The following is a 23,453-nucleotide window of genomic DNA, read 5'->3' on the forward strand; positions in this document are numbered from 1 at the left end:
ACCTCATGCGGTGCGTGTTTCTGATCGCAGCGGTTCTGGTGCTGAACCCGGCCTTGCCGGCGCTGATCAGCTAGCCAAGCGGCGCGCAGACGCTCTCTCTTGAAGGCTCACGCCCGCGTGTCGGGAAAGGAAATATTGGCCACCTGCTCGGCGATCGGATCGGTCGACAGCGGGTGGCTTTCCGCTTCGAAATCATCGGTCACATCCAGCGGTTGCCACTGGCCGCCGCGATAGATCTCGACCGCGTCGAACTGGGCCTTGTAGCCCATCTTGTCCGATCCCGGCACCCAATAGCCCAGATAGACATAGGGCAGGCCGGCCTCGCGGGCGATTTCGATGTGATCGAGGATCATCCATGTCCCAAGCGAGGATTTCTGCAAGCCCGGTTCATAGAAGGAATAGACCATCGACAGCCCGTCTTCGAGCATGTCGGTCAGGCAGACAGCGCTGAGCAGGTCCGTGGTGCTGTCGACATATTCGATCACCCGGCTGCGGATCGGGGTTTCCTCGACCATCGCGGCGAATTCAAACACATCCATGTCCGCCATGCCGCCATCGGCGTGGCGCGCATCCAGGTAGCGCCGGAACAGGTCGTACTGGTCCTCGGTCGCCCAGGGGCTGGTGGCGCGGCGGGTCAGATGGGCGTTCTTTTTCAGGGTGCGGCGCTGGCTGCGCGAGGCGGTAAAGCGGCGCACGTCGATGCGCGCCGACAGGCAGGCGGCGCAATCGCTGCAGGACGGGCGGTACAGCACGTTCTGCGACCGGCGGAACCCTTGCCGCGACAGGCTGTCGTTCAGCTTTTGCGCGCCGTCGCCTTGCAATGCGGTGAACAGCTTGCGCTCCATCCGGCCCGGCAGATAGGGGCAAGGCTGGGGGGCGGTCACGTAAAACTGCGGTGCGATGGGAAGAGAGTGGCGCATGGGGTTCCAGAGACTCGATAAGTGACTCGGAAGGTAACAATTAAAATTTTCTGCGCCAACCCCCGGCCGGGTCAAACCCCCGCGCAAGCAGGGGTTTTCTTAAACTACGGTTAACCGTGCCGGCCCGGCGCCTCAGGCGCGGCGGTTCAGCGCGACGGTGCCCAGCACCATGTCGGTCAGGCCCTGGCCGCGTTCGGACATGAACATCAGCACCACCGAAATGATCTGCAGCGGAAAGACCGACAGCGAAATCGTATAGCCCAGCGTGTGCAGGAAGGCCTGGCTCAGGTCAAAGCGGTGGCCTTCGGCATTGCGAAATTCTATCGCCATCATCCGCATGCCCCAGGTCGCCGACCCCGATCCGATGGTCAGCACGCGATAGATGAAGCTGACCACCGCGAACAGCAGCGGAATGAAGAAGGCCGCCAAAAAGGCCGTGAAGATCAGGATCGGGATCAGCATCGCGCTGACGATGATGAAGTCGATCACCCATGCCAGGCCGCGTTTCACCGTCACGCCTTCGTAAAAGGCGTATTGGCGCTGGGGGTCGGGCAGGTGGCTATAGCTGTCGCTGTACATGATGTCCCTTTGTGACAGGTCGGGCGGCCCCAGGAAAGGGGCCGCCTTGGGTTTTACTGGTCCGCTCAGGCGTCTTCGGTTTCGCGCTGATCGGCTTCGGCGCGCTTTTGACGATCGTCCATGAACTGGTCGAACTCGGTCTTGTCCTTGGCATCGCGCAGGCGCTGAAGGAAGGCTTCAAAGGCTTCCTGTTCGTCCTGAAGGCGCTGCAGGGTTTCGGCCTTGTAGGCGTCAAAGGCGGTATTGCCGCTGGGCTTCATCGCCGAAAAGGCGGCGTGACGGTGGCTGCGGTGGCCGGTGCGGCAGGATTTGTTGAACATGCGTTTGCTCCAGATCATGTAGGCAAGAAGGGCAAGGCCGACGGGCCAGAAGAAGATGAACCCAAGAACCATGGCTGCGATCCACGCGCCTTTACCGCGCTGATCAAGCCATGCCTCGGCCCGCGAAAACCAGCCGGATTGGGCGGGCAGATTGGCGGTATAGGTGGCGGTGGTCATGTCTCTCTCCGTTTTTTCCGTGATGTGAATGTCTTTCACATTATGACAGATCGGGATTGGCCGGGGCGCTTTCAAGGATTTATGTGAATGTTTTTTACATTTACTTTTGGAATTATTTTGAATCAATGACTTGCGGGGCGTTCTTTCGCCGCTTTTCCAGTGGCAGTGGCCCGGCTTCAGGCCTCAGAAGCGCCCGAAACCGTGAAATCGGCCAGGTGTGCGCCGGTCAGCGGCGGCAATTGGCGCGGGTCCAGGGCAAAGACATGGCGCGGCGTTCCGGCGGCGGCCCAGACCTGGGCGAAATCCATCAGGCGCGGGTCCAGCCAGGCGCGGATCGGGGACAGATGGCCCAGCGGCGCCACGCCGCCGATGGCAAATCCGGTCTGACTGCGGATCAGCGCCGCGTCGGCCTTGCCCAAAGGCTCGCCCGCCAGGGCGGTGGCCTTGTCGGCGCAGACCTTGTTGCCCCCGGCGGTCAGGAACAGGACCGCCTGGCTGGTGGTCTCGGCGCGAAAGATGATGGATTTGACGATCTGGTCCAGCACCACCCCGACGCTGTCGGCGGCCTCCTGGGCGGTGCGGGCCTGGCCGACCTCGCGGATGTCCGGGGTCAGTCCGGCGTCCTGGATGGCTTGGCGTACGCGGGCAAGGCTCTTGCTCATGGCGGGCTCCTGATTTTTGGGCAGGGTGCACGCGGGCGGGCGCGGCAGCAAGGGGTGTTGCCCTTTGTTCAAATGCATGGCCATCTGCGAACATGACACTGGAATCCCGCATCACCCGCCTGCCACGTCCCTTTGAACCCGACCGGGGGCAAGAAGCCCGCGCCGCCTGCGGCTGGGCCACGGGCGAGGTTGCCGATCTGATCGACGGGGTTGGCGGCTCTTCTCCCTATCTCAAGGGGTTGATCGAAAAGGAAAGCGACTGGCTGGAACAGGCGCTTGACGATGTCGACGGCGGCTTTGCCCAAGTCAGGGCGAACCTTGAAGCGGTGCCCTTTGACCAGATCGGCCCGGCCCTGCGGCAGGCCAAGCGGCGCGTGGCGCTGCTGATCGCGCTGTGCGATCTGTCCGGCGTCTGGGAACTGGAGCAGGTGACCGGCACTTTGACCGATTTCGCCGACCACGCGGTGCAGATGGCCCTGCGCGCCGCCATCGCCCACGAGATCAAGCGCGGCAAGCTGCCCGGCGCCAGCGAGGACGATATCGAAACCGCCGGCGGCATGGTGGCGCTGGCCATGGGCAAGATGGGGGCCGGAGAGCTGAACTACAGCTCGGACATCGACCTGATCTGCCTGTTCGACGAAACCCGTTACGACCCGGACGATTACCACGACGCCCGCGCCAGCCTTGTGCGCGCCACGCGTACCATGGCGCAGACACTGAACGATCTGACCGGCGAAGGCTATGTCTTTCGCACCGATCTGCGGCTGCGGCCCGATCCGTCGGTCACGCCGGTCTGCATGGCGATGGAGGCGGCCGAGCGTTATTACGAAAGCCTGGGCCGCACCTGGGAACGCGCCGCCTATATCAAGGCGCGGCCTTCGGCGGGCGATCTGCAGGCCGGGGCGCGATTCCTCGAGACGCTGAAACCCTTTGTCTGGCGCAAGCATCTGGACTTCGCCGCCATTCAGGACGCTCACGACATGCGGCTGCGCATCCGCGAACACAAGGGGTTGGGCGGGCCGATCACCTTGCCCGGGCACAACATGAAACTGGGGCGCGGCGGCATCCGCGAGATCGAGTTCTTTACCCAGACCCGCCAGCTGATCGCCGGTGGCCGCGATCCCGACCTGCGGCTGCGCGGCACGGTGCCGGGGCTGCGGATGCTGGCGGAAAAAGGCTGGGTCCCGCAAGAGGCGGCAGAGGTGCTGACCCGCCATTACCGGTATCACCGTGAGGTCGAGCACCGGGTGCAGATGGTCAACGACGCCCAGACCCACGACCTGCCGCAAAACCCCGAAGGATTCGAGCGGCTGGCCTGCCTGATGGGCGTCGATGTGGCCGAACTGAAGGCCGACCTGACCGCGCGCCTGACCGAAGTGCACGATGTCACCGAAAGCTTTTTCGCCCCCGATGGCGGCGCGTCCGACCAGGACCTGCCGGATCTTGCGCAAAACGAGATCGTGACGCGCTGGCCGACCTATCCGGCGCTGCGGTCCGAGCGCGCGGTCGAGATTTTCCGCCGCCTGCGCCCCGAAATCCTGCGCAGGCTGGCACAGGCGGCCAAACCGGACGAGGCGCTGGTGGCCTTTGACGGGTTCCTGGCCGGGCTGCCCGCCGGGGTCCAGCTGTTTTCGCTGTTCGAGGCCAATCCGCAGCTGATCGACCTTTTGATCGACATCGTCAGCACCTCGCCGGATCTGGCGCGCTATCTGTCGCGCAACTCCAGCGTCTTTGACGCGGTGATCGGCGGCGATTTCTTTTCGCCCTGGCCGGGCCGCGATGCGCTGCGCCTGGAACTGGCGACGCGCCTGGCCGAAGAAGGAGATTACGAGCGGCGGCTGGATCTGACCCGGCGCTGGGGCAAGGAATGGCATTTCCGCGTCGGCGTGCACCTGCTGCGCGGCTTGATGGACCCCGAAGAGGCGGGCCAAGCCTATGGCCACCTGGCCGAGGCGACGCTTTCGGCGCTGTTCCCGGTGGTGCAGGAAGAATTCGCACGCAAACACGGCGCGGCGCCGGGGCGCGGGGCCGTGGTGCTGGGGATGGGCAGCCTTGGCTCGGGGCGGCTGCATGCGCGGTCGGACCTGGACGTGATCGTGATCTACGATCCGGACGGCGTCGAAAACTCGGAAGGGCGGCGGCCCTTGCCGTCGCGCACCTATTATGCCCGCCTGGCGCAGGCGCTGATCACCGCGATGACCGCCCCGATGGCCGAAGGCAAGCTGTACGAAGTCGACATGCGGCTGCGGCCCTCGGGCAACCAGGGGCCGGTCGCGACCTCGCTGACCGCCTTTACCGAATACCAGCGCACCGAAGCCTGGGTCTGGGAACACCTGGCGCTGACCCGGGCGCGGGTGGTGGCCGGGCCGCCGGCGCTGGCCGCCGATGTCGAATCCTTCCGCGCCGAATTGCTGGGCACCCCGCGCGAGGCGGGCACCATACTGGGCGAGGTGGCGACCATGCGCGCCCGGATCGCGGCCGCCAAGGGGCAGGGCGGCCCGTGGGAGGCCAAGCTGGGCCCCGGCAAGATGCAGGATATCGAATTGATCGCGCAGGCGGCTTCGCTGATCGCGGGCAAACCGGTGCGGCAGGTGCCGCGCGCGATCGCACAGGCCGACTGGATGCCGCCCGAGGGCCGCGAGGCACTGCGCCGGGCCTATGCCATGTCCTGGGCGCTTCAGATCGGCGCGCGGCTGGTCAGTGACGAGGCTCTGGACCCCGAGACGCTTGGCGCGGGCGGCTGTGCCTTTCTGACCCGTCTGACGGGCATGCCCGACATGGAAAGCCTGCGCGCAGAGTTCGAGGCAACCGTGCAGGCGGCCGCGACGCAGATCGCGGCGATTTTGCCGAAGGTGGAGGACAAGGCATGAAAGGCGATCATCTGGACCCCAAGGGGCTGATCATGGAGGCCTATAACATCGAAGGCATTCAGGCCTCGGAATGCCGGTCGATCTTTCTGGACTGGGCCTTGTCGGTGCCGGCCGATGTGGACACGGCGGCCCTTATCGGGGCGCTTCTGGCGCGCTACGGCGAGGCCGAGCCGGCCGATCATCCGATGACGCAGGTGCTGCGCGAAGGGCTTGACCGGATGGGCACGCCGAAACGGCGGGGCGGATACAAGTCGCGACCGCGCGACTAGCGGCGGGATGGGGCAGGATGGGTCAAGACCCATCCTACGGCAAGGTCAGCTGCGCGGCAGGCTGGCTGCTTCGCGTGCCAGCTCCTCGATGGCTTTCCAGTCGCCCTTGGCCACCAGGTCCTTGGGCGCGACCCAGCTGCCGCCGACGCAAAGCGTGTTGGACAGGCCCAGGTATTCGGGCGCATTGGTCAGGCTGACGCCGCCGGTAGGGCAGAATTTGACCTGCGGGATCGGCGCGCCGATGGCCTTGAGCGCGGGCACGCCGCCATTGGCTTCGGCCGGAAAGAACTTTTGCACCGTGTAGCCGCGTTCCAGAAGGCGCATCGCCTCGGAGGCGGTGGCGGTCCCGGGCAGCAGCGGCAGGTCGGCCTCTTCGCAGGCGGACAGGATGGTGTCGGTCGATCCGGGGGAAACGCCGAATTTCGCGCCCGCTGCGATGGCGGCCTTGACGTCGGCCGGGGTCAGCAGTGTTCCGGCGCCCACGACGCCGCCTTCGACCTTGGCCATTTCGCGTATCGCGTCCAGCGCGGCGGGGGTGCGCAGGGTGACTTCGAGCACCGGCAGGCCACCGGTGATCAGCGCCTGCGCCAGGTCGCGCGCCTTGCTGGCGTCATCGATCACCAGAACCGGGATGACCGGGGCAAGGCGGCAGAGTTTTTCGGAGCGGAGGCTGGCCTCCTGCGGAGTGATCATGTCGAGCGGTCCTTTGGGTGGCGGATGTGGAATATGAGTATTTGTACCAAGAAGAAGCGGCAGGCGGGGTCAGACGACCACCGCCGCGCCATTCGAGGCAAGGCCGACGTTTTCGCGGAACGCCCGGAACAGTTCCCGGCCAACGCCGTGGCCGTTGCCGGACAGGTCCGCGGTAGCGTTATCACGCGTGTCGAAATCGGGTGCAAGGCATTCGATCGTGCCAGCAACCGCATCGACGCGGATCATGTCGCCGTCGCGCACCCGCGCCAGCGGGCCGCCATTGGCCGCTTCGGGGCTGACGTGGATGGCGGCGGGTACCTTGCCCGAGGCGCCGGACATGCGGCCATCGGTGACCAACGCGACCTTGAGCCCGCGGTCCTGCAGCACCGCCAGCGTCGGGGTCAGGCCGTGCAGTTCCGGCATGCCGTTGGACGAGGGGCCCTGGAAACGCACGACGACGATGGTGTCTTCGGTGAATTCGCCTTTCTTGAAGGCGGCCTTGACGCTGTCCTGGTCGTGAAAGACGCGGGCCTTGGCCTCGATCACCTGGCGTTCGGGGGCGACGGCCGAGACTTTCATCATGCCGTGGCCCAGGTTGCCGTCCAGTTGCTTGAGCCCGCCGGTCGGCTGGAAAGGATCGGCGGCGGGGCGCAGGATCTTTTCGTTTTCGGATTTGCGCGGGCCGTCGACCCAGGTGGCGCGGGCGCCGTCAAGGCGCGGCTCTTTGCGGTAATGCGACAGGCCCTGGCCCGCGACGGTCATCACGTCGTCATGCAGCAGCCCTGCGTCCAGCAGATCGCCCATCATGAATTGCAGACCGCCCGCGGCGTGGAAATGGTTCACGTCCGCCAGGCCGTTGGGATAGACCTTGGCCATCAACGGCGTGGCCTGGGAGATTTCGTCGAAATCCTCGAGTTCGAGCGCGATGCCGGCGGCGCGCGCCATGGCCGGCAAGTGCAGCACCAGGTTGGTCGAGCCGCCCGTGGCCATCAGCCCGACCATGCCGTTGACAAAGGCCTTGGCGTCCAGCACGTCGCAGACCGGCGTATAGGCATTGCCAAGCGCGGTGATTTCCAGCGCCCGTTCGGTGCCCGCCACCGTCAGCGCGTCGCGCAGCGGCGTGTTCGGGTTCACGAAAGAGCTGCCGGGCAGGTGCAGGCCCATGAATTCCATCAGCATCTGGTTCGAGTTCGCGGTGCCGTAGAAGGTGCAGGTGCCGGGCGAGTGGTACGAGGCCATCTCGGCCTTCATCAGTTCCTCGCGGCCGACTTCGCCGGTGGCGAATTGCTGGCGCACCTTGGCCTTTTCATCGTTCGGCAGGCCCGAGGGCATCGGCCCGGCAGGCACGAAGATGCCGGGGATATAGCCAAAGGTCGCGGCGCCGATCACCAAGCCCGGCACGATCTTGTCGCAGACACCCAGGTAAAGGGCGGCGTCAAAGACGTTGTGCGACAGGGCGACGCCGGTCGCCAAGGCGATCACATCGCGCGAGAACAGCGACAGCTCCATCCCGACCTGGCCCTGGGTGACGCCGTCACACATGGCCGGAACGCCGCCCGCCACCTGTGCGGTGCCGCCTGCGGCGCGGGCCGCCTGACGGATCAGTTCGGGATAGCGTTCAAACGGCTGGTGCGCCGACAGCATGTCGTTGTAGGCGGTCACGATGCCAAGGTTGGGCGCGCGCCCGGTGGCCAGCGCGTCCTGATCGGCGCCCATCGCGGCATAGGCATGGGCCTGGTTGCCACAGGTCAGGTGGGCGCGGCGCGGGCCTTCCTCGGCGGCGCGGCGCATCCGGTCCAGGTAGGTGCTGCGCATCTGGGCGGAGCGGTCTTCGATGCGTTTGGTGACGCGGGCGATGGTATCGTTCAGGGGCATTGGGGGCTCCGTTTGGCAAGGTGATCGCCGTGGTTCGGGCGTTGCATCCTCCCTTAGCGTAGTTAGCGCTAACAGTAAACCCCGCAGAATGCATGGCCCGCGCGGCGGGGCGGGCCTGTTTGCCGCTTTTCAAGTGGCGCAAAGCAGGCTAAGCGAAGCGCATGACACAAACGCCCGAACTCCCCGTCCTTCGCCTTTTGCCCAAAGCCAACGCGCGCGCCATCCGGCGCGGGGCGCCCTGGATCTATGACAACGAACTGGTCATGGACCGGCGCAGCCGCAAATTGCCTGCGGGCAGCCTTGCGCGGCTTGAGGAAAACGACCATTCGCCGCTGGGCATCGTGGCGGTGAACACTGCCTCGAAGATCGTCGGGCGGATGCTGGACCGGGACGAGACGGCGCAGATCGACAAGGCCTGGCTGGCGGCCAAGCTGACCAAGGCGCTGGAGCTGCGCGCGCGGCTCTATGACGCGCCTTTCTACCGGCTGATCCACGCCGAGGCGGACGGGCTGCCGGGCGTGATCATCGACCGCTTTGGCGATACCGCCGTGATCCAGCCCAACGCCGCCTGGGCCGAGGTGTTGCTGGACGATCTGACCGCGGCGCTGGCCGAGGTCACAGGCGTGACCAACATCCTCAAGAACGCGGGCGGGCGCGGCCGCGCGCTGGAAGGTCTGGACGATGTCGACATGGTCCTGAAGGGCGCCGCCCCCGAGGCCGCGCTGCCGGTGCAGATGAACGGTGCCACCTACATGGCCGACCTGACCGGCGGGCAGAAGACCGGGCTGTTCTTTGACCAGCGCGAAAACCACGGTTTTGCCGCGCGGCTGGCATCCGGCACACGGGTGCTGGACGTGTTTTCCCATGTTGGCGGCTTTGCGCTGGCCGCATTGGCGGGCGGCGCGGCCAACGCGCTGGCGGTCGATGGATCGGCCCCGGCGCTGGCGCTGGCCGAAGAAGGCGCGCGCCAGATGGGCGCCGCCGATCGTTTTGCCATCCGTCAGGGCGATGCCTTTGACACCATGACCGCGCTGGCCGAGGAAGGCGCGCGTTTTGACGTGGTGGTCTGTGACCCGCCCGCCTTTGCGCCCAACAAGCCGGCGCTGGAAAAGGGCCTGCGCGCTTATGAACGGGTGGCGCGGCTGTCGGCCGGGCTGGTGGACGAAGGCGGCTATCTGGTGCTGTGCTCGTGCTCGCATGCGGCTGATCTGACCGCCTTTACCGGGGCGTGCCTGCGCGGCATCGGCCGGGCCGGGCGCCGGGCGCAGCTGATCCACACCGGTCAGGCTGGTCCCGACCATCCGCTGCTGCCGCAACTGGCCGAAAGCGGTTATCTCAAGGCGCTGTTCTTCCGGCTGTGAAGGCCCTGCTGGACACCTGCGTGATCTATCCGACGGTCATGCGCGAAATGCTGCTGGGGGCCGCCGGGCAGGGGCTGTTCACCCCGCTGTGGTCGGCGCGCATCCTCGAGGAATGGGCCCGCGCCGCGCGCAAGCTGGTCCCCGAAGGCGAGCCGCAGGCGCGCGGCGAGATTGCCCTGCTGTCGTCGCAATGGCCAGGGGCGCAGGTGACTTGGGCGCCCTCGCTGGAATCGCGGCTGTGGCTGCCCGATCCGGCGGATACCCATGTTCTGGCTGCCGCCGTGGCCGGAAACGCTGATCTGATCATCACCCTGAACGCCAAGGATTTTCCGCGCAACGTGCTGGCCGAAGAGGGCCTGTCGCGCGCCGATCCTGACAGTTTTCTGTTCGGCCTCTGGCAGGCCAACCCCGAGGCTCTGGCCCATGTCGGCGCCGCCGTCCTGGCCGAGGCCCGCCGCCTGTCCGGCGAAGACTGGCAAATGCGGCCTCTGCTGAAAAAGGCGCGCCTGCCGCGCCTGGCCAAGGCCCTGTCCTGACGGAAATTCACGTTCGCGCGGGGCGGTTGTAACAGCCCTGTCCACCGCACTGGGGCCCTGCTATCGCAGATCTGCACCACATGCGGAGTCCCAAGCAAATGCCCGTCATCCTTGTTCTTTTCGCCTTGATCCTGATTGCCAGCCTGGCCATCGCGCCGCGCCGCGCCAGTGTCGAGGGGTTCTTTTCCGGCCAACGGGTCGATGGCGGAGCGCCGGGGCTCTGGACGCTTGTGCTTAGCCAGGTCACCACCTGGATCTTTGCCCGGTCGCTGATGAATTCCGCGATCCTGGGCTATTACTACGGTGTTGCGGGCGTGCTGGCCTATACGGCCTATTACCTGTCGTTCCTGACCGGCGGCTTCATCGTCGACCGGCTGCGCAGCGCTGGCGCGGGCAGCGTGCAGGACTGGCTGGGCGCGCGCTTCGGACGCATGGGGCAGGGCACCTATAACGCGGTGATCGCCCTGCGGCTGCTGTCCGAGGTCTTTGCCAACCTGGCCGTGGTGGGCCTGGTCTTTGGTGCGTTTCATCAAGGCGGCGCCACGGCGGCGATCGTGGGCGTCGGCCTGCTGGCCTTTGGCTATTCGGCCTGGGGCGGGCTTTCGGCCTCGCTGCGCACCGATGTGATGCAGATGCTGCTGTTCCTTGTGATCTTTGGCGCGGCGCTGATCGCCTTGCTTATGGGGCCTTCGTTTTCGCTGACGGCGGCGCTTGGGGCGCCGGGCGTCGCGGGCGGCCATAACGGCTGGGTGCTTCTGGCGGTGGCGGGCCTGCAGGTGTTTTCCTACCCGGCGCATGACCCGGTGATGATGGACCGCGGCTTTCTGGCCGATGCGCGCACCACGCGGCGCTCGTTTCTGCATGCCTTCTGGATCTCGTCGCTGTGCATCTTTGGCTTTGGCCTGTTCGGCATCGAAGCCAGCCTGCGCGGCGCTCCCATCCAAGGCGAGCTGATCGGCACATGGGGCCAGATGTTCCCCGGCTGGGTCTTTGCGGCGCTGATGCTGTCGCTGCTGGTCTCGGCGCTCTCGACACTGGATTCGGCCCTGTCCTCGGCGGCGCGCCTTGTGGTCGAGGAACTGCACCTGGCGCCGCGCAGCCTGGCGGGCGGGCGCATGGCAATGGCGGGCTTTGCGCTGGCGGGCATGGGGCTGACGTTGTGGGGCAACCAGACGCTGTTCGACGCGGTGGCGGTCAGCGGCACCGCCAGCCTGTTCCTGACCCCGGTTCTGGTGGTCGGTCTGGTGATGGGCCGGCAGCTTTTGCCCTGGGCCTACCTGCTGTCCTGGGGCGCGGCGGTGCTGGGGGCGGCGGCCTATTTCGCCCGCGACGCCGCAGCGGTTGCCGCGATCCTTCCCCAAGGCCACAAATACGAACAGCTGCTGGTGATCTGCGTCACCGTGCTGTTGGTCGGCTTTGCCGCAGCCTTTGCCGGCTCCCGAAGGGTTGCAGCGCAGCGCGGCGGCTGATACCAGTTGCGGCCGTAAACCCGATGATTTCAGTCGGATAGCCAGCGAGGAAGGCCTTGGACGCGCGCAACACCCCCCCGAGGTTGGAAATCCGCAATCTGGTGCGCCGTTTCGACGGCAAGGCAGTGGTGGACGATGTCTCGCTTTCGATCCGGCCGGGGCATGTGACCTGCCTGCTGGGGCCTTCGGGCTGCGGCAAATCCACGACGCTGCGAATGATCGCCGGGGTCGAAATGCAGGACAGCGGCACCATCCACGTCGATGGCAACCTGATCTGCGACACCGTCTTTCGCGTCCCCCCCGAACGCCGCTCGATCGGCCTGATGTTCCAGGACTTCGCGCTGTTTCCGCACCTGTCGGTCGGCCAGAACGTGGCCTTTGGCCTGTCCGGTCCGGGCAGCGAAAAACGCAGCCGGGCCAAGACCTTGCTGGACCGGGTCGGGCTGGCGCATTTCATCGACGAATTCCCCCACCAATTGTCGGGGGGAGAACAGCAGCGCGTGGCCCTGGCCCGCGCCCTGGCCCCGAAACCGCGCGTCATGCTGATGGACGAGCCTTTCTCCGGCCTCGACAACCGGCTGCGCGACGGCATCCGCGACGAAACCCTTGACCTGCTCAAGGAAGAGGGCGCCTCGGTCCTGCTGGTCACGCACGAACCCGAAGAGGCCATGCGCATGGCCGATGAAATCGCCCTGATGCGCGGTGGCAAGATCGTCCAGCAGGGCGCGCCCTACAACATCTACAACGCCCCCGTCGACCGCGAGGCAGTCGCCTTTTTCAGTGATATCAACGTGTTGCGCGGCAAGGTTCAGGGCGCCTTGACGGCCACGCCCTTTGGTCATTTCCTGGCCCCCGGCGTGCCCGACGGGGCCCAGGTGGAAATCGTCTTTCGCCCGCAGCACGTCAGCATCGACTTTGACCGCGACGGCAAGGGGCCGCACCCCACGGTGCGCGCAGGCACCCCGGCGCGCGGCCTTGTCGAACGCGCCCGCTTCATGGGATCGGAAAGCCTGGTGGAATTCCGCATGGACCACGATGGAGAGGTGCTCAAGGCCACGGTGCCGAACGTCTTCCTGCCCAAGCCAGGCACCCCGATGTGGCTTAGCGTTCGGCGCGACCGATGCTTTGTTTTCCCAGTAAGATCAAAGGGCTGAGCGCATTTTCTCACGTTCTTCCTGAAGCTGCTTCAGGACATAAACCCGGATCGAGGACGCCAATCCCACCTCGGGGTCACGCGCTGCATCAATTTGCGCCGCCAAAGCATTGATCGCCAATCCCTTTTCTCGCGCCAATGCGCGAAACGCCTGCCAGAACTCCGCCTCCAGCGAAACCGAGGTCCGATGCCCCGACAGGGACAGCGAATGCTTGACGGGACGGCCGCTCATTCGACCTCGTGCCCATCCAGATCACGCCTGGCCTTCTCGGCCCGCGCCTTGGCCAGATCCTTCTGCGCCTTGCTCAACCCATGGCGGGCGGCATTGGCATCGCCTTCGCGGCGCTTTTCATCGCGCGCACGGCTCTTGCGGACCTTGTTCAGATTGACGACCTTGGACATTCCCCCATCCTACATGCAAAAAGGGAGGCCGTCCAAGACACCCTCCCATCTTCTTCTTGGTCAAAATACTCCGGGGAGCGCGAGGGGCAGCGTCCCTCGCACCCGATCCCGGAAAACTCAGCCCTTCGGTCCGATCATGTCCTCGGGACGCACCACGCGGTCAAAGGTCTCCGCGTCCACAAAGCCCAGCGCGATCGCCTCTTCCTTGAGGGTCGTGCCGTTCTTGTGGGCGGTCTTGGCGACCTTGGTGGCGTTGTCATAGCCGATGGTCGGCGCCAGCGCCGTCACCAGCATCAGCGATTCCTGCATCAGCTTCTGGATGCGCGGGCGGTTCGCCTCGATTCCCAGCAGCATGCGCTCGGTGAACGAATCCGCCACATCACCCAAAAGCTGCAGCGATTGCAGCAGGTTGTAGGCCATCATCGGATTATAGACGTTCAGCTCGAAATGCCCTTGCGAGCCGGCGAACTTGATCGCGGCGTCGTTGCCCATGACATGGGCGGCGACCTGGGTCATCGCCTCGGCCTGGGTCGGGTTGACCTTGCCCGGCATGATCGACGATCCCGGCTCGTTCTCGGGCAGGATCAGCTCGCCCAGACCGGAACGGGGGCCAGACCCAAGGAAACGGATGTCGTTGGCGATCTTGTACATGGCGCCCGCAACGGTGGCCAGGGCGCCGGACATGAAGACCATGGCGTCATGCGCGGCCAGCGATTCGAACTTGTTGGGCGCGGTGACAAAGGGCAGGCCGGTGATTTCGGCCATGTTGGCGGCAACGGTTTCGCCCCAACCCTTTTTCGTGTTCAGCCCGGTGCCGACGGCGGTGCCGCCCTGGGCCAGCTCGTAAATGCCGGGCAGGGCCAGTTCGACCCGCTTGATGCCGTTGCGGATCTGGCAGGCATAGCCGCCGAATTCCTGGCCCAGCGTCAGCGGCGTCGCATCCTGCGTATGGGTGCGGCCGATCTTGATGATGTCCTTGAATTCCTCGGACTTCTGTTCCAGCCCGGCGGCCAGCTTTTCCAGCCCCGGCATCAGCACGTCGCGCACCATCATCGCGGTGGCGATATGCATGGCGGTCGGGAAGGTGTCGTTGGACGACTGCCCCATGTTGCAATGATCGTTCGGGTGCACCGGGTCCTTCGATCCGATCACGCCGCCGAGGATCTCGATGGCGCGGTTGGCGATCACCTCGTTCGAGTTCATGTTCGACTGGGTGCCCGACCCGGTCTGCCAGACCACCAGCGGAAAGTTGTCGTCGAACTTGCCGTCGATGACTTCACCCGCGGCCTGAACGATGGCCTTGCCCAGCGTGGCATCCAGATCACCCGAGGCCATGTTGGCCTGCGCACAGGCCTTTTTGATCACGCCCAGCGCGCGCACGATGGCGACGGGCTGTTTTTCCCAGCCAATGGGAAAGTTCATGATCGAGCGCTGCGTCTGCGCGCCCCAATACTTGTCGGTAGGCACCTCAAGGGGGCCAAAGCTGTCGGTCTCGGTACGGGTTGCGGTCACGGGATCATCCTCCTCGCTTCAGGGTGCGACCCTCTTACCGGACGCGCGCAGAAAGACAAGTCGGCATACCGTGGGATACCGTTAACAGGCCGGGGAAAATCGCCGCAGGCAGGCGGGTTTACTTGCGAAAGCGGTCCAGACTGACGACTTCGGCGTCGCGCTTTTCCGGTTTCGGGGCAGGCATCTTGCCGCCGGGGCCGTCGGGGGGCGTATCGTCGTCCTCGCGCGCCTCGTCCTCTTCGGCGTCCTGGCTTTCAAAGCGCAGGCCGAATTCGACCGAAGGATCCACAAAGGTCTTGATGGCATCATAGGGGATGTAAAGCCGTTCCGGCGCATCGCCGAAATTCAGCGTCACGGTAAAGCCTTCGTCGGTGACTTCGAGGTTGTCGTACCAATGCTGCATGACAACGGTCATTTCACCAGGATAGCGGTCCGACAGCCAATCGGCCAGTTCGGCATCCGGATGCCCGGTGTCGAAGGTGATGAAGAAATGGTGATCGCCCGGCAGCCCGTTGTCGCGCACCCCTTCCAGAACTTCCTGAATGAGCCCGCGCATGGCGCGATGCATGAGCCTACCGTAGTCAATGCCTTCGGACATCTTGATGCCTTCCCCTAGTCGCCCTCAGCATATTGAAAACGACGCCGAGGAAAAGAGGGAGATTCACACCAGGCTTCCCAACCAGCCCAGCCCCGCGCAAAGCGCCAGCGCAATGGGAACCGAGCCTTGCCTGGAAAGCAGGACAAATCCCGCCACCGCGATCAGCGGCAGGGGCGCGGGGTTCAGGCTGGACAGGGCGGGCATCGGCCCCAGGCCCGTGTCGATCACCTTGTCGAACAGCAGGTGCAGCGCGAACCACAGCGACAGGTTGGCGATCACCCCGACCACCGCGGCGGTGACCGCCGCCAGCGCCGATTGCAGCCTTGGCCGGGCCAGCAGGGTTTCGACATAGGGGGCACCGGCAAAGATCCACAAGAAGCAGGGCACAAAGGTCATCCACAGCGTCAGCGCCCCCGCGATCAGGGCCAGCCCAACGCCGCCCGCGGTGTGGCCGACCAGCATCCCGACGAACTGCGTCACGAGGATCAGAGGCCCCGGCGTGGTTTCCGCCAGCCCCAGCGCATCGACCATCTGCGCCGGCGCAAGCCAGGCGCGGGCCTCGACCACCTCTTGCGCCATGTAGGCCAGAACCGCATAGGCGCCGCCAAAGGTGACCACCGCCAGCCGCGCAAAGAACATCGCCAGATCGAACAGCAGGCTCTGGCCCATCAGGTACAGCACCGGCAGCGGCAACAACCACAGCCCCGCCCAGCCCAAAAGCACCGGCCAGGGCGTGACGCGGGCGGCAGGCGGGGGCGCGGAGGCCTCGGCCGCGGGGCGGCTGCGCAGGGCGCCCCACAGCATGGCCAGCCCGATCACCAGCGGAAACGGCAGGTCGGCGGCATAAAGCGCCAGGAACCCGGCCAGCGCCAGCGCCCGGTCTTCCCAGCCGCGCAGGGCCTTTTTCGACATCTGCAGCAGGGCCCTTGCGACGATCACCACGACGCAGGCCTTGACCCCCAGCAGCATGGCCTGCGCCTGGGGCGCCGCGCCATAGCGGGCATACAGCAACGCCAGAACCGCGATCACCAGCGCACCGGGCAGCACGAACAGGCTGCCCGCGATGACGCCGCCCGCGATGCCGCGCAGACGCCAGCCGACATAGGTCGCCAGCTGCATTGCCTCGGGGCCGGGCAGCAACATGCAAAAGCTCAGGCTGCGCAGGAACTGCTGTTCGCTCAGCCAGGTGCGGCGTTCGACCAGTTCATCATGCATCAGCGCGATCTGCGCCGCCGGTCCGCCAAAGGACAAAAGCCCGATCTTCCCGAAACTGCGCACCAACTGGCGCATCGTGACAGGGGCAGAGGCGGGGGAAAGCGAAGGGGCAGGGGTCTGAACCATCACCCCATGATCCGGCTGATTTCGCGCAACAGCTTCTTGCGGATCGCGCGGGCATAGTCGCGATGCCCGCGCGCGGTCTCGACAAATCCGTCGCGGGTGATGACCTGCCGGGCATAGAAATTGGTCAGCGCCCGGCCCAGCCCTTCGATGGCCAGCCCGTTGACGGTGACCCCGGCGCGCTCGGCCCGCTGGCGCATGTGCCCGATCTCGCCGCCTGCGTTGGGTGTCCCATCGCCTGACATGTCGACAACCCGGCGCGCGCAAGTCGGGGCGGTCTGGAAATGCCGCAAGGCATGGGCCAGCGCCTCGGCCGGAGCGGTGCCCGACAGCACAAAGGCGCGCTCAAGCCCGCGCACGGCGGCGGCAAAGCCCGCCACCTCGGATGCGCTGTGCATCTGGCGCCAGTCGATCATCACGCGCTGACGGTCCACCCCGGACCACTGGGTCACGCTCAGCGCAACCTTGTCCCTGACCAGGATCTCGATGATCTCGGGGTCCTGCAGGGCCAGGGCAAGCCCCTCGATCTGAAGGCTGTATTCCCCCGCATCCACCGAATTCGACACGTCCATCGCCAGGATCAAGGCCGTCTCGCAGGCCCAGGCGGGCAGGGGCATGAAAAGGGCAAAGGCAAGACCGCGCAGCATGGCGGCACAGTGCTGCCCGCCAAGCCCAGCGTCAAGATCAACCAACCAACAGGGCAAGCGGGGCATGCGCCCGCCAAACGGGCCACCATGATCACGCAAATAGGGAAAGTGCAGGCTTCTGTTGCCAGGTGCCTGCGAACCCCGCCTTACGCTGCTAGGCGCAAGGACTTAATTTTCGATTCCTCGAACTGCTTACGCAGCCAGAGCAACCGGAGCACGATTGTCGTTTGCAATTGTACTTTGTGAACCGATAACGGTGGTATCTCACCGGGACAAAGCTACATCTTTACGCGTTCGTCGATCCTATTTCGTCCCCATGATCCTCAAACGAAGGATTTTGGTGGAGACGCCGGGTACCGCCCCCGGGTCCGATCCGTTTATTCCATGCGCGTTTATGCCCATAGTCCCCAAGGGGACAAACCGAATATAGGCCCGCGCCAACCGCGTTTCAAGCGCCATCCGCGGCAATTGCGCAAAGCGTCCCTGTTTCTTTGTGCCGCAAATATCCCGGGGTCCGGGGCAGCGCCCCGGTCGCCCTTCGATATCCGCGCAAACGCCAGCCTTCAAAGCGCGATCTCCAACACCACCGGCACATGATCCGACGGTTTTTCGCGCCCGCGCACCTGCTTGTCGATGGTGCAGGACACCATCAGGTCGGCGGCCTGCGGCGTCAGCAGGAAATGGTCGATCCGGATGCCGTTGTCGCGCTGCCAGGCTCCGGCCTGATAGTCCCAGAAACTGTAATGCCCCGGCCCCTCGGTCTGCGCGCGAAAGGCTTCGGTAAAGCCCAGGTTCAGGATCCGCCGATAGGCAGCGCGGCTTTCGGGGCGGAACAGGGCGTCCTCGACCCAGGCCTCGGGCTTTGCGGCGTCCTCGGCTTGCGGGATGATGTTGTAATCGCCGCCCATCAGCGCCGGCATCTCGTCGGCCAGCAGATCGCGCGCCCGCGCCTCAAGGCGCTTCATCCAGTCCAGCTTGTAGTCATACTTGGGCCCCGGCACCGGGTTGCCGTTGGGCAGGTACAGCCCGCACAGCCGGCAGGCATGGGTATCGCCCACCACTGTCGCTTCGATCCAGCGTGCCTGTTCGTCCGTGTCATCGCCCGGCAGGCCGCGCGTGACGTCCTCCAGCGGGCGCTTGGACAGGATCGCCACTCCGTTAAAGCCCTTTTGCCCATGGGTCTCGACGTTATAGCCGCGGTCTTCGAACGGTTCGCGCGGAAAGGCTTCGTCGACCGACTTGATCTCCTGGCAAAGCACCACATCGGGCTGCGCCTCGTCCAGCCAGTCGGTCAGCGCGTTCAGCCGGGCCTTGATTCCGTTGATGTTGAATGTGGCGATTTTCACAATCGGGCTCCCCTTTGTCATGGCGGGCAAAGTCCCGGCTTTCGGCCAAAGATTCAAGCGGCAGATTTCCCCCAAAATGGCGCGCAAAGTGCCCTGCGGGCGGCGCAGGGGCCGCGGGTTACCCGGGGCGATCTCACAGATTCGGGGGATGATTCGACGGTTTGCAACTTTGCAAAGTCCCGTTGCGTTGCAAAGAAATATTTTATCCACAGAAAAAATTTCTCTGGGGGTAACTCGGATTTTGCGGCTGATTAGCGTCAGTGTGATACGATTTTGATGTGAATAATTGCGGTATTAAACAACCTTAACAAGAATTAACTTTTTTGCAAACGTGTTTTGGTTGCAACTCGAAAGGGCATACCACGCAACCCACTCAAGGAACACGAAAATGACTGCCCAACTTAAGCACAACACTGCTGAACAATTCCTTTCCTCCACCAGCGCAAACAACGCCTTTTGTGGTGATGCGGTCGAAAGCTGCATGTCCTGGTCGGGCCCGGCGGGCACCTCGATGGAAACCGGTGACGCTGTTGAGAGCCTGATGTCCTGGTCCGGACCCAGCGATACCCGCGCCGAAACCGGCGATGCGGTCGAAAGCTTCATGTCCTGGTCCGGTCCCCGTGGCACCCGCGCCGAAACCGGCGATGCGGTCGAAAGCTTCATGTCCTGGTCCGGTCCCCGTGGCACCCGCGCCGAAACCGGCGATGCGGTCGAAAGCTTCATGTCCTGGTCCGGCCCGCGCGACACCCGCGCTGAAACCGGCGACGCCGTCGAAAGCTTCATGAGCTGGTCCGGCCCCCGCGACACCCGCGCTGAAACCGGCGATGCGGTTGAAAGCTTCATGAGCTGGTCCGGCCCGCGCGATACCCGCGCCGAAACCGGCGATGCGGTCGAAAGCTTCATGTCCTGGTCCGGCCCGCGCGATACCCGCGCTGAAACCGGCGATGCGGTCGAAAGCTTCATGAGCTGGTCCGGCCCGCGCGCGACCAACACCGAAAATGGCGATGCGGTCGAGGCCTTCATGTCCTGGTCCAAGCCGACCACAGCCTGAGTCCAGCTGAACCCGGGCGGGGCGGATAGGCCGCCTTGCTGAACCCTCACAGGAAGGAGACATCTCATGAGCAATGTCATCGAACTGGCCGTCCCGTCCCGGATTCTGCCCCTGGAGGCGCGGGTCACCGCGCTTCTGGCCAACTTTGCACAACACCGCCGCACAGGCGAGGACGTGTTCTGGTTGAAAGAAAACGCAGAGATGCTGAACATCCTGCAAAGCACCGGCCTGCCCACCGATCCCCAGGCGCTGGCCGTGCATGCCAATTTCTACGCCCAGGCCGAAAAGCGCCTGCGCTTTTTCCCGCAATACTACCGCTTCTTGTTGTCGCTGGCGCTGGATCTCGAAGATCTGGGAATGCCCGGCGACCAGGCGCAAAAGATGGTCGATTTCGCCGCCTCCGAAGGGCTGGCCCAGGCCGAGATGTCCGATCTGCAACGCGCCGAGGCGCGCCGTCTGATGGGCCGCCGCGGCGTTGATCCGATCCGCGATCCGGGGCTGGACGATCGCCTGATGGCCTTCATGCACCGCACCGCGACCTTTGCGCTGCCCAACAAGAAGGCGGCCTATGAGTTGACGCATATCGTCTTTTACCTGACCGAATACGGCAGCCGCCGGGTCGATCTGGGGGATGAGGTCGTCACCAGCCTGCATTTCGCCGGGCTGACCGCCTTTCTGGATCAGAACGCCGACCTTTTGGCCGAGATCTGCATCTGCATGCACTACCTGAACGAGGTGCCTCCGCCGGTCTGGACCGCCTGGCTGCGGCAGGAAACCCAGTACTTCACCGTCGAAGAGGGGCCGAGCGTCTCGCTCAACGACAACTACCACGATTTCCTGATCTGCAACTGGCACGAGGCCGTGATCGGCGGCCCGGTGTTCCGCAAGTCTTTCGGTAGTGAGCGGATGCGTTTCGAAAAGGCCCCGACACAGGCGGCGGCCTTGCGCGAAATCAGCCAGGCGATGCTGGCGCTGGACGATGCGCGGGTCGGCGACTGGGGGATCATGCGCGGCCGGATGGCCAATTCTCTGTCCGAACAGGCCCGCGACATGCTTGAGATCGCCGCCGGCACCAGCCAGCATTTCGAGGCCTATTTCGAAGGGTTCGCCCGGGCAGGTGGCCAATGAATCCGGCGCTTGTGGGGGCAGGGCTGGCGGTCCTGTTCACCGGCATGATCGCCGCCGCCGACGGCATCACCAAACTGGTGTCCGGCAGCTATGAGGCGCCGCAGCTGTATGCCATGTCGGCAGCGCTTGTGGTGCTGATGTCGGCGGGCGCGGCGCGGGCCAGCAAGGGCGAAAGCCTGCGGATCAAATCGGTTCGCCCCATGGCGCTGCGCAGCGTGCTGACCGTCGTGGCGGCCGTCGCCTTTTTCCAGGCCTTCCGCCTGCTGCCCTTTGCTGATGTCTTTTTGTTCATCGGTCTGATCCCGCTGATCGCCGCGTCCCTGTCTGGCCCGATGCTGGGCGAAGCGCCGCGCCCGCTGGCCTGGCTGGCGTTGTCGCTGGGGGCGGGCGGTGTTCTGTTCCTGCTGCCCGGCGGCATCAGCGGCGCGCAGGCCGGCCATGCCTGGGCCTTGCTGGCGGCGCTGTCCGGGGCGACCTCGATGCTGCTGGCGCGGGTCATTGCCAAGGTCGAGCGCGCCCCGCTGGCGCAGGTCTTCTGGCCCAACCTTGGCCTGGCGCTGACCATGGCCGTGGCGCTGCCCTTTGTCTGGAAACCGATGGGCCTGATGGACGGCGTCTGGGTCGTGGCCTACGCGTTCTTCCTGTTCGGGGCGCGCTATGTTTCGGCCGAGGCGATGCGCCTGCTGCCCGCCTATGTCGCCATGCCGGTGATGAATGTGCAATTCGTCTGGATGGTGGCCATCGGCATCTTCGCCTTTGGCGAGCTGCCCAGCCTTGGCACTGTGCTGGGGGTCATGTTGGTCATCGCCTCGGGGCTGTGGCTGGTGGCCGAGGAAACCCTGTCCAAAGGCGCCGCACAGCGCGCGTAAATCAAGGGTAAATCCTGACGCATCACATTAGCTGCCCCTGACAAGGGGCGGTTTTTACATGGAAAAGGACGTTCCGCAACCGCACGAACTGGTGGCGTTGGGATTGTCGATCACAAAGCGTGCGCCGATCAGCTCTTCGGTGAAATCGATCACCGCGCCGGACAGGAAGGGCAGCGATACAGGGTCCACCACGACGCGCTGACCGTGACCTTCCAGCACGATATCCTCGGCCTCCGGGTCGTCCAGTTTGATCTCGTACTGAAACCCCGAACAGCCGCCGCCTTCGACCGCGACGCGCAGCGCCTTGCCGGCATCGCCCGCACCGATTTCGGCCAGCCGTTCAAAGGCGCGATCCGTCACTTTCGGGGGCAGCTGCATTGTGGGGGTGTCCTGTGCTTTAACTTGGTGTCTGGGCGGAATATAAGGGCGCGCAGGACAGGCGACAAGGATACATGAGGCATGCGTGCAGGTTTTGCCTGCGACCCGGCGCAATCGCGCGGACGGCTGGTCGCAGAGGAAGAAAGCGCCTTTCGGTCGTGTTTTCAACGGGATCGGGACCGCATCATCCATGCGTCGTCGTTCCGGCGGCTGAAACACAAGACCCAGGTTTTCGTCGAACACGAGGGCGATTTCTTTCGCACCCGGCTGACCCATTCGATCGAGGTGGCGCAGGTGGCAAGAACCATCGCCAACGCCTTGGGATTGAACACGGATCTGACCGAGGCGGTCGCCCTGGCGCATGATCTGGGCCACACCCCCTTTGGCCATACCGGAGAGGACGCGCTGCACGCGCTGATGGCGCCCTATGGCGGCTTTGACCACAACGCCCAGACCCTGCGCATCGTGACCAAGCTGGAATGCCATTACGCCGAATTCGACGGGCTGAACCTGACCTGGGATACGCTGGAAGGCATCGCCAAGCACAATGGCCCGGTCAAGGAACCGATTCCCTATGCCCTGGCCGAATACAACGCCCTCCACGATCTGGAACTGCACACCCACGCCAGCGCCGAGGCGCAGGTTGCCGCGCTGTCGGACGATGTGGCCTACAACAACCACGATCTGCACGACGGGCTGCGCGCCGGCCTGTTCACCGAAGAAGAGATCTGCGCGCTGCCCATCGTCGGCCCCGCCTATGCCGAGGTCGACCGCCTGTACCCCGATACCGATGCCTATCGGCGCCGCCACGAAGGGCTGCGCCGGGTTTTTGGCGCCATGGTGGCCGATGTGATCGACACCTCGCAGGCGCGACTGGTGGATGCGGGCTGCACTTCGGCGCAGGACATCCGCGAATTTGGCCGCCCGGTCATCGCCTTTTCCGACGGGCTATGGGCCGAGCTCAAGCAGATCCGCGACTTTCTGTTCAAGAACATGTACCGCGCCCCCAGCGTCATGCGCCAGCGCGCGCTGGTCACCAAGGTCGTCGAGGAGCTTTTCCCGATCTACATGGCCGACCTGTCGCTGCTGCCCGGCCGCTGGCACCCCGAGGCACAGGCCGCCACCGACGATACCACCCGGGCCCGGCTGGTCGCCGATTACATCGCCGGGATGACCGATCGCTATGCGCTTCAGCAACATGCCCAGTTCACCGGCACCGATATCCTGCACGACGGCAGCTAGGGCTTTTGGCCCTGGGCCTTCTGTGGCACATCTTGCGGTGGAAAGGGGCGCGGGTTGT

At 65.0% G+C, this 23,453-nt stretch carries 24 protein-coding genes and 1 other RNA gene; 10 read left to right on the plus strand and 15 right to left on the minus strand.

Features of this window, described 5'->3' with window-relative positions; translation table 11 throughout:
* Positions 1–107: 107 nt before the first annotated feature.
* The 4 genes from QF118_RS12310 to QF118_RS12325 form a co-directional block, all read right to left on the minus strand.
* On the minus strand, positions 108–920 hold the full coding sequence (locus QF118_RS12310; RefSeq protein WP_282299352.1) for an arginyltransferase: 813 nt from the start codon (positions 918–920) through the stop codon (positions 108–110).
* 132 nt (positions 921–1,052) lie between these two features.
* Positions 1,053–1,499 carry an RDD family protein gene (locus QF118_RS12315; RefSeq protein ID WP_282299353.1) on the minus strand — a complete coding sequence of 149 codons (447 nt, stop codon included), beginning with the start codon at positions 1,497–1,499 and terminating at the stop codon, positions 1,053–1,055.
* A gap of 65 nt (positions 1,500–1,564) precedes the next feature.
* Complete coding sequence (locus QF118_RS12320) at positions 1,565–1,996, minus strand: DUF2852 domain-containing protein (protein ID WP_282299354.1); 432 nt, start codon at positions 1,994–1,996, stop codon at positions 1,565–1,567.
* A gap of 176 nt (positions 1,997–2,172) precedes the next feature.
* Positions 2,173–2,658 carry a YbaK/EbsC family protein gene (locus QF118_RS12325; protein ID WP_282299355.1) on the minus strand — a complete coding sequence of 162 codons (486 nt, stop codon included), beginning with the start codon at positions 2,656–2,658 and terminating at the stop codon, positions 2,173–2,175.
* A 92-nt stretch (positions 2,659–2,750) separates the two neighbouring features.
* Here QF118_RS12325 and QF118_RS12330 point away from each other — a divergent pair, with 92 nt between their 5' ends.
* Positions 2,751–5,528: a bifunctional [glutamate--ammonia ligase]-adenylyl-L-tyrosine phosphorylase/[glutamate--ammonia-ligase] adenylyltransferase gene (locus QF118_RS12330; protein WP_282299356.1), complete on the plus strand. Its 2,778-nt coding sequence runs from the start codon at positions 2,751–2,753 to the stop codon at positions 5,526–5,528.
* Positions 5,525–5,797: a hypothetical protein gene (locus QF118_RS12335; protein WP_282299357.1), complete on the plus strand. Its 273-nt coding sequence runs from the start codon at positions 5,525–5,527 to the stop codon at positions 5,795–5,797. The genes QF118_RS12330 and QF118_RS12335 overlap by 4 nt, the downstream gene beginning before the upstream one ends.
* Before the next feature lie 45 nt (positions 5,798–5,842).
* Here the strand turns inward: QF118_RS12335 and QF118_RS12340 are convergent, their stop codons facing one another.
* Positions 5,843–6,490: a bifunctional 4-hydroxy-2-oxoglutarate aldolase/2-dehydro-3-deoxy-phosphogluconate aldolase gene (locus QF118_RS12340; protein ID WP_282299358.1), complete on the minus strand. Its 648-nt coding sequence runs from the start codon at positions 6,488–6,490 to the stop codon at positions 5,843–5,845.
* Between the two features lie 69 nt (positions 6,491–6,559).
* Positions 6,560–8,365: a phosphogluconate dehydratase gene (edd, locus tag QF118_RS12345; RefSeq protein WP_282299359.1), complete on the minus strand. Its 1,806-nt coding sequence runs from the start codon at positions 8,363–8,365 to the stop codon at positions 6,560–6,562.
* A gap of 161 nt (positions 8,366–8,526) precedes the next feature.
* Here edd and QF118_RS12350 point away from each other — a divergent pair, with 161 nt between their 5' ends.
* From QF118_RS12350 to QF118_RS12365, 4 genes are all read left to right on the plus strand, one after another.
* Positions 8,527–9,726, plus strand: coding sequence for an RSP_2647 family RNA methyltransferase (locus tag QF118_RS12350; protein WP_282299360.1), 1,200 nt, complete (start codon positions 8,527–8,529; stop codon positions 9,724–9,726).
* Positions 9,723–10,262, plus strand: a complete 540-nt coding sequence (locus QF118_RS12355) for an RSP_2648 family PIN domain-containing protein (RefSeq protein ID WP_282299361.1) — start codon at positions 9,723–9,725, stop codon at positions 10,260–10,262. The genes QF118_RS12350 and QF118_RS12355 overlap by 4 nt, the downstream gene beginning before the upstream one ends.
* Positions 10,263–10,360: 98 nt before the next feature.
* On the plus strand, positions 10,361–11,731 hold the full coding sequence (locus QF118_RS12360) for an SLC5/6 family protein (RefSeq protein WP_282299362.1): 1,371 nt from the start codon (positions 10,361–10,363) through the stop codon (positions 11,729–11,731).
* A 56-nt stretch (positions 11,732–11,787) separates the two neighbouring features.
* Positions 11,788–12,885 carry an ABC transporter ATP-binding protein gene (locus tag QF118_RS12365; protein ID WP_282299363.1) on the plus strand — a complete coding sequence of 366 codons (1,098 nt, stop codon included), beginning with the start codon at positions 11,788–11,790 and terminating at the stop codon, positions 12,883–12,885.
* On the opposite strand, the gene QF118_RS12370 is transcribed toward QF118_RS12365, so the two are convergent.
* The 8 genes from QF118_RS12370 to xth form a co-directional block, all read right to left on the minus strand.
* Positions 12,874–13,116: a ribbon-helix-helix domain-containing protein gene (locus tag QF118_RS12370; protein ID WP_282299364.1), complete on the minus strand. Its 243-nt coding sequence runs from the start codon at positions 13,114–13,116 to the stop codon at positions 12,874–12,876. The two genes, QF118_RS12365 and QF118_RS12370, sit on opposite strands and share 12 nt — an antisense overlap.
* Positions 13,113–13,286, minus strand: coding sequence for a DUF4169 family protein (locus tag QF118_RS12375; protein WP_282299365.1), 174 nt, complete (start codon positions 13,284–13,286; stop codon positions 13,113–13,115). The genes QF118_RS12370 and QF118_RS12375 overlap by 4 nt, the downstream gene beginning before the upstream one ends.
* Before the next feature lie 117 nt (positions 13,287–13,403).
* Positions 13,404–14,798: a class II fumarate hydratase gene (gene fumC, locus QF118_RS12380; RefSeq protein WP_282299366.1), complete on the minus strand. Its 1,395-nt coding sequence runs from the start codon at positions 14,796–14,798 to the stop codon at positions 13,404–13,406.
* A gap of 118 nt (positions 14,799–14,916) precedes the next feature.
* Complete coding sequence (locus tag QF118_RS12385) at positions 14,917–15,396, minus strand: SspB family protein (protein WP_282299367.1); 480 nt, start codon at positions 15,394–15,396, stop codon at positions 14,917–14,919.
* A 63-nt stretch (positions 15,397–15,459) separates the two neighbouring features.
* Positions 15,460–16,686: a chromate efflux transporter gene (gene chrA / locus QF118_RS12390; protein WP_282299368.1), complete on the minus strand. Its 1,227-nt coding sequence runs from the start codon at positions 16,684–16,686 to the stop codon at positions 15,460–15,462.
* Positions 16,687–16,736: 50 nt separating this feature from the next.
* Positions 16,737–17,381, minus strand: coding sequence for a DUF1194 domain-containing protein (locus QF118_RS12395; RefSeq protein WP_282299369.1), 645 nt, complete (start codon positions 17,379–17,381; stop codon positions 16,737–16,739).
* 107 nt (positions 17,382–17,488) lie between these two features.
* Positions 17,489–17,837, minus strand: a transfer-messenger RNA (tmRNA) gene (gene ssrA / locus QF118_RS12400).
* Between the two features lie 107 nt (positions 17,838–17,944).
* On the minus strand, positions 17,945–18,727 hold the full coding sequence (gene xth, locus QF118_RS12405) for an exodeoxyribonuclease III (protein WP_282299370.1): 783 nt from the start codon (positions 18,725–18,727) through the stop codon (positions 17,945–17,947).
* A 388-nt stretch (positions 18,728–19,115) separates the two neighbouring features.
* Between xth and QF118_RS12410 the strand changes: the two genes are divergently transcribed.
* From QF118_RS12410 to QF118_RS12420, 3 genes are all read left to right on the plus strand, one after another.
* Positions 19,116–19,778: a DUF6749 domain-containing protein gene (locus tag QF118_RS12410; protein ID WP_282299371.1), complete on the plus strand. Its 663-nt coding sequence runs from the start codon at positions 19,116–19,118 to the stop codon at positions 19,776–19,778.
* 66 nt (positions 19,779–19,844) lie between these two features.
* Entirely contained in the window at positions 19,845–20,906 is a 1,062-nt protein-coding gene (locus QF118_RS12415) for a DUF6902 family protein (protein WP_282299372.1), read from the plus strand.
* Complete coding sequence (locus tag QF118_RS12420; protein ID WP_282299373.1) at positions 20,903–21,775, plus strand: DMT family transporter; 873 nt, start codon at positions 20,903–20,905, stop codon at positions 21,773–21,775. Before QF118_RS12415 ends, QF118_RS12420 begins: the two co-directional genes overlap by 4 nt.
* Before the next feature lie 54 nt (positions 21,776–21,829).
* Here the strand turns inward: QF118_RS12420 and QF118_RS12425 are convergent, their stop codons facing one another.
* Entirely contained in the window at positions 21,830–22,153 is a 324-nt protein-coding gene (locus QF118_RS12425) for a HesB/IscA family protein (RefSeq protein ID WP_282299374.1), read from the minus strand.
* 81 nt (positions 22,154–22,234) lie between these two features.
* On the opposite strand from QF118_RS12425, the gene QF118_RS12430 reads away from it, so the two are divergent.
* The gene (locus QF118_RS12430) at positions 22,235–23,395 is read left to right on the plus strand and encodes a deoxyguanosinetriphosphate triphosphohydrolase (RefSeq protein WP_282299375.1); all 1,161 of its coding nucleotides are present in this window, start codon (positions 22,235–22,237) and stop codon (positions 23,393–23,395) included.
* Positions 23,396–23,453 lie beyond the last annotated feature (58 nt).

The sequence above is a fragment of the Tropicibacter oceani genome (assembly GCF_029958925.1).
Lineage (GTDB): Bacteria > Pseudomonadota > Alphaproteobacteria > Rhodobacterales > Rhodobacteraceae > Pacificoceanicola > Pacificoceanicola oceani.

Bases quoted from the DNA above. Each gene is read 5' to 3' on its own strand.
- QF118_RS12360 (WP_282299362.1), top strand. From the start codon at position 10,361: ATGCCCGTCATCCTTGTTCTTTTCGCCTTGATCCTGATTGCCAGCCTG.
- QF118_RS12420 (WP_282299373.1), top strand. From the start codon at position 20,903: ATGAATCCGGCGCTTGTGGGGGCAGGGCTGGCGGTCCTGTTCACCGGC.
- QF118_RS12320 (WP_282299354.1), bottom strand. From the start codon at position 1,996: ATGACCACCGCCACCTATACCGCCAATCTGCCCGCCCAATCCGGCTGG.
- QF118_RS12370 (WP_282299364.1), bottom strand. From the start codon at position 13,116: ATGAGCGGCCGTCCCGTCAAGCATTCGCTGTCCCTGTCGGGGCATCGG.
- QF118_RS12330 (WP_282299356.1), top strand. From the start codon at position 2,751: ATGACACTGGAATCCCGCATCACCCGCCTGCCACGTCCCTTTGAACCC.
- QF118_RS12430 (WP_282299375.1), top strand. From the start codon at position 22,235: ATGCGTGCAGGTTTTGCCTGCGACCCGGCGCAATCGCGCGGACGGCTG.
- QF118_RS12375 (WP_282299365.1), bottom strand. From the start codon at position 13,286: ATGTCCAAGGTCGTCAATCTGAACAAGGTCCGCAAGAGCCGTGCGCGC.
- chrA (WP_282299368.1), bottom strand. From the start codon at position 16,686: ATGCGCCAGTTGGTGCGCAGTTTCGGGAAGATCGGGCTTTTGTCCTTT.
- QF118_RS12410 (WP_282299371.1), top strand. From the start codon at position 19,116: ATGACTGCCCAACTTAAGCACAACACTGCTGAACAATTCCTTTCCTCC.
- QF118_RS12315 (WP_282299353.1), bottom strand. From the start codon at position 1,499: ATGTACAGCGACAGCTATAGCCACCTGCCCGACCCCCAGCGCCAATAC.
- QF118_RS12425 (WP_282299374.1), bottom strand. From the start codon at position 22,153: ATGCAGCTGCCCCCGAAAGTGACGGATCGCGCCTTTGAACGGCTGGCC.
- edd (WP_282299359.1), bottom strand. From the start codon at position 8,365: ATGCCCCTGAACGATACCATCGCCCGCGTCACCAAACGCATCGAAGAC.
- QF118_RS12335 (WP_282299357.1), top strand. From the start codon at position 5,525: ATGAAAGGCGATCATCTGGACCCCAAGGGGCTGATCATGGAGGCCTAT.
- QF118_RS12395 (WP_282299369.1), bottom strand. From the start codon at position 17,381: ATGCTGCGCGGTCTTGCCTTTGCCCTTTTCATGCCCCTGCCCGCCTGG.
- QF118_RS12415 (WP_282299372.1), top strand. From the start codon at position 19,845: ATGAGCAATGTCATCGAACTGGCCGTCCCGTCCCGGATTCTGCCCCTG.
- QF118_RS12350 (WP_282299360.1), top strand. From the start codon at position 8,527: ATGACACAAACGCCCGAACTCCCCGTCCTTCGCCTTTTGCCCAAAGCC.
- QF118_RS12325 (WP_282299355.1), bottom strand. From the start codon at position 2,658: ATGAGCAAGAGCCTTGCCCGCGTACGCCAAGCCATCCAGGACGCCGGA.
- QF118_RS12340 (WP_282299358.1), bottom strand. From the start codon at position 6,490: ATGATCACTCCGCAGGAGGCCAGCCTCCGCTCCGAAAAACTCTGCCGC.
- QF118_RS12310 (WP_282299352.1), bottom strand. From the start codon at position 920: ATGCGCCACTCTCTTCCCATCGCACCGCAGTTTTACGTGACCGCCCCC.
- QF118_RS12385 (WP_282299367.1), bottom strand. From the start codon at position 15,396: ATGTCCGAAGGCATTGACTACGGTAGGCTCATGCATCGCGCCATGCGC.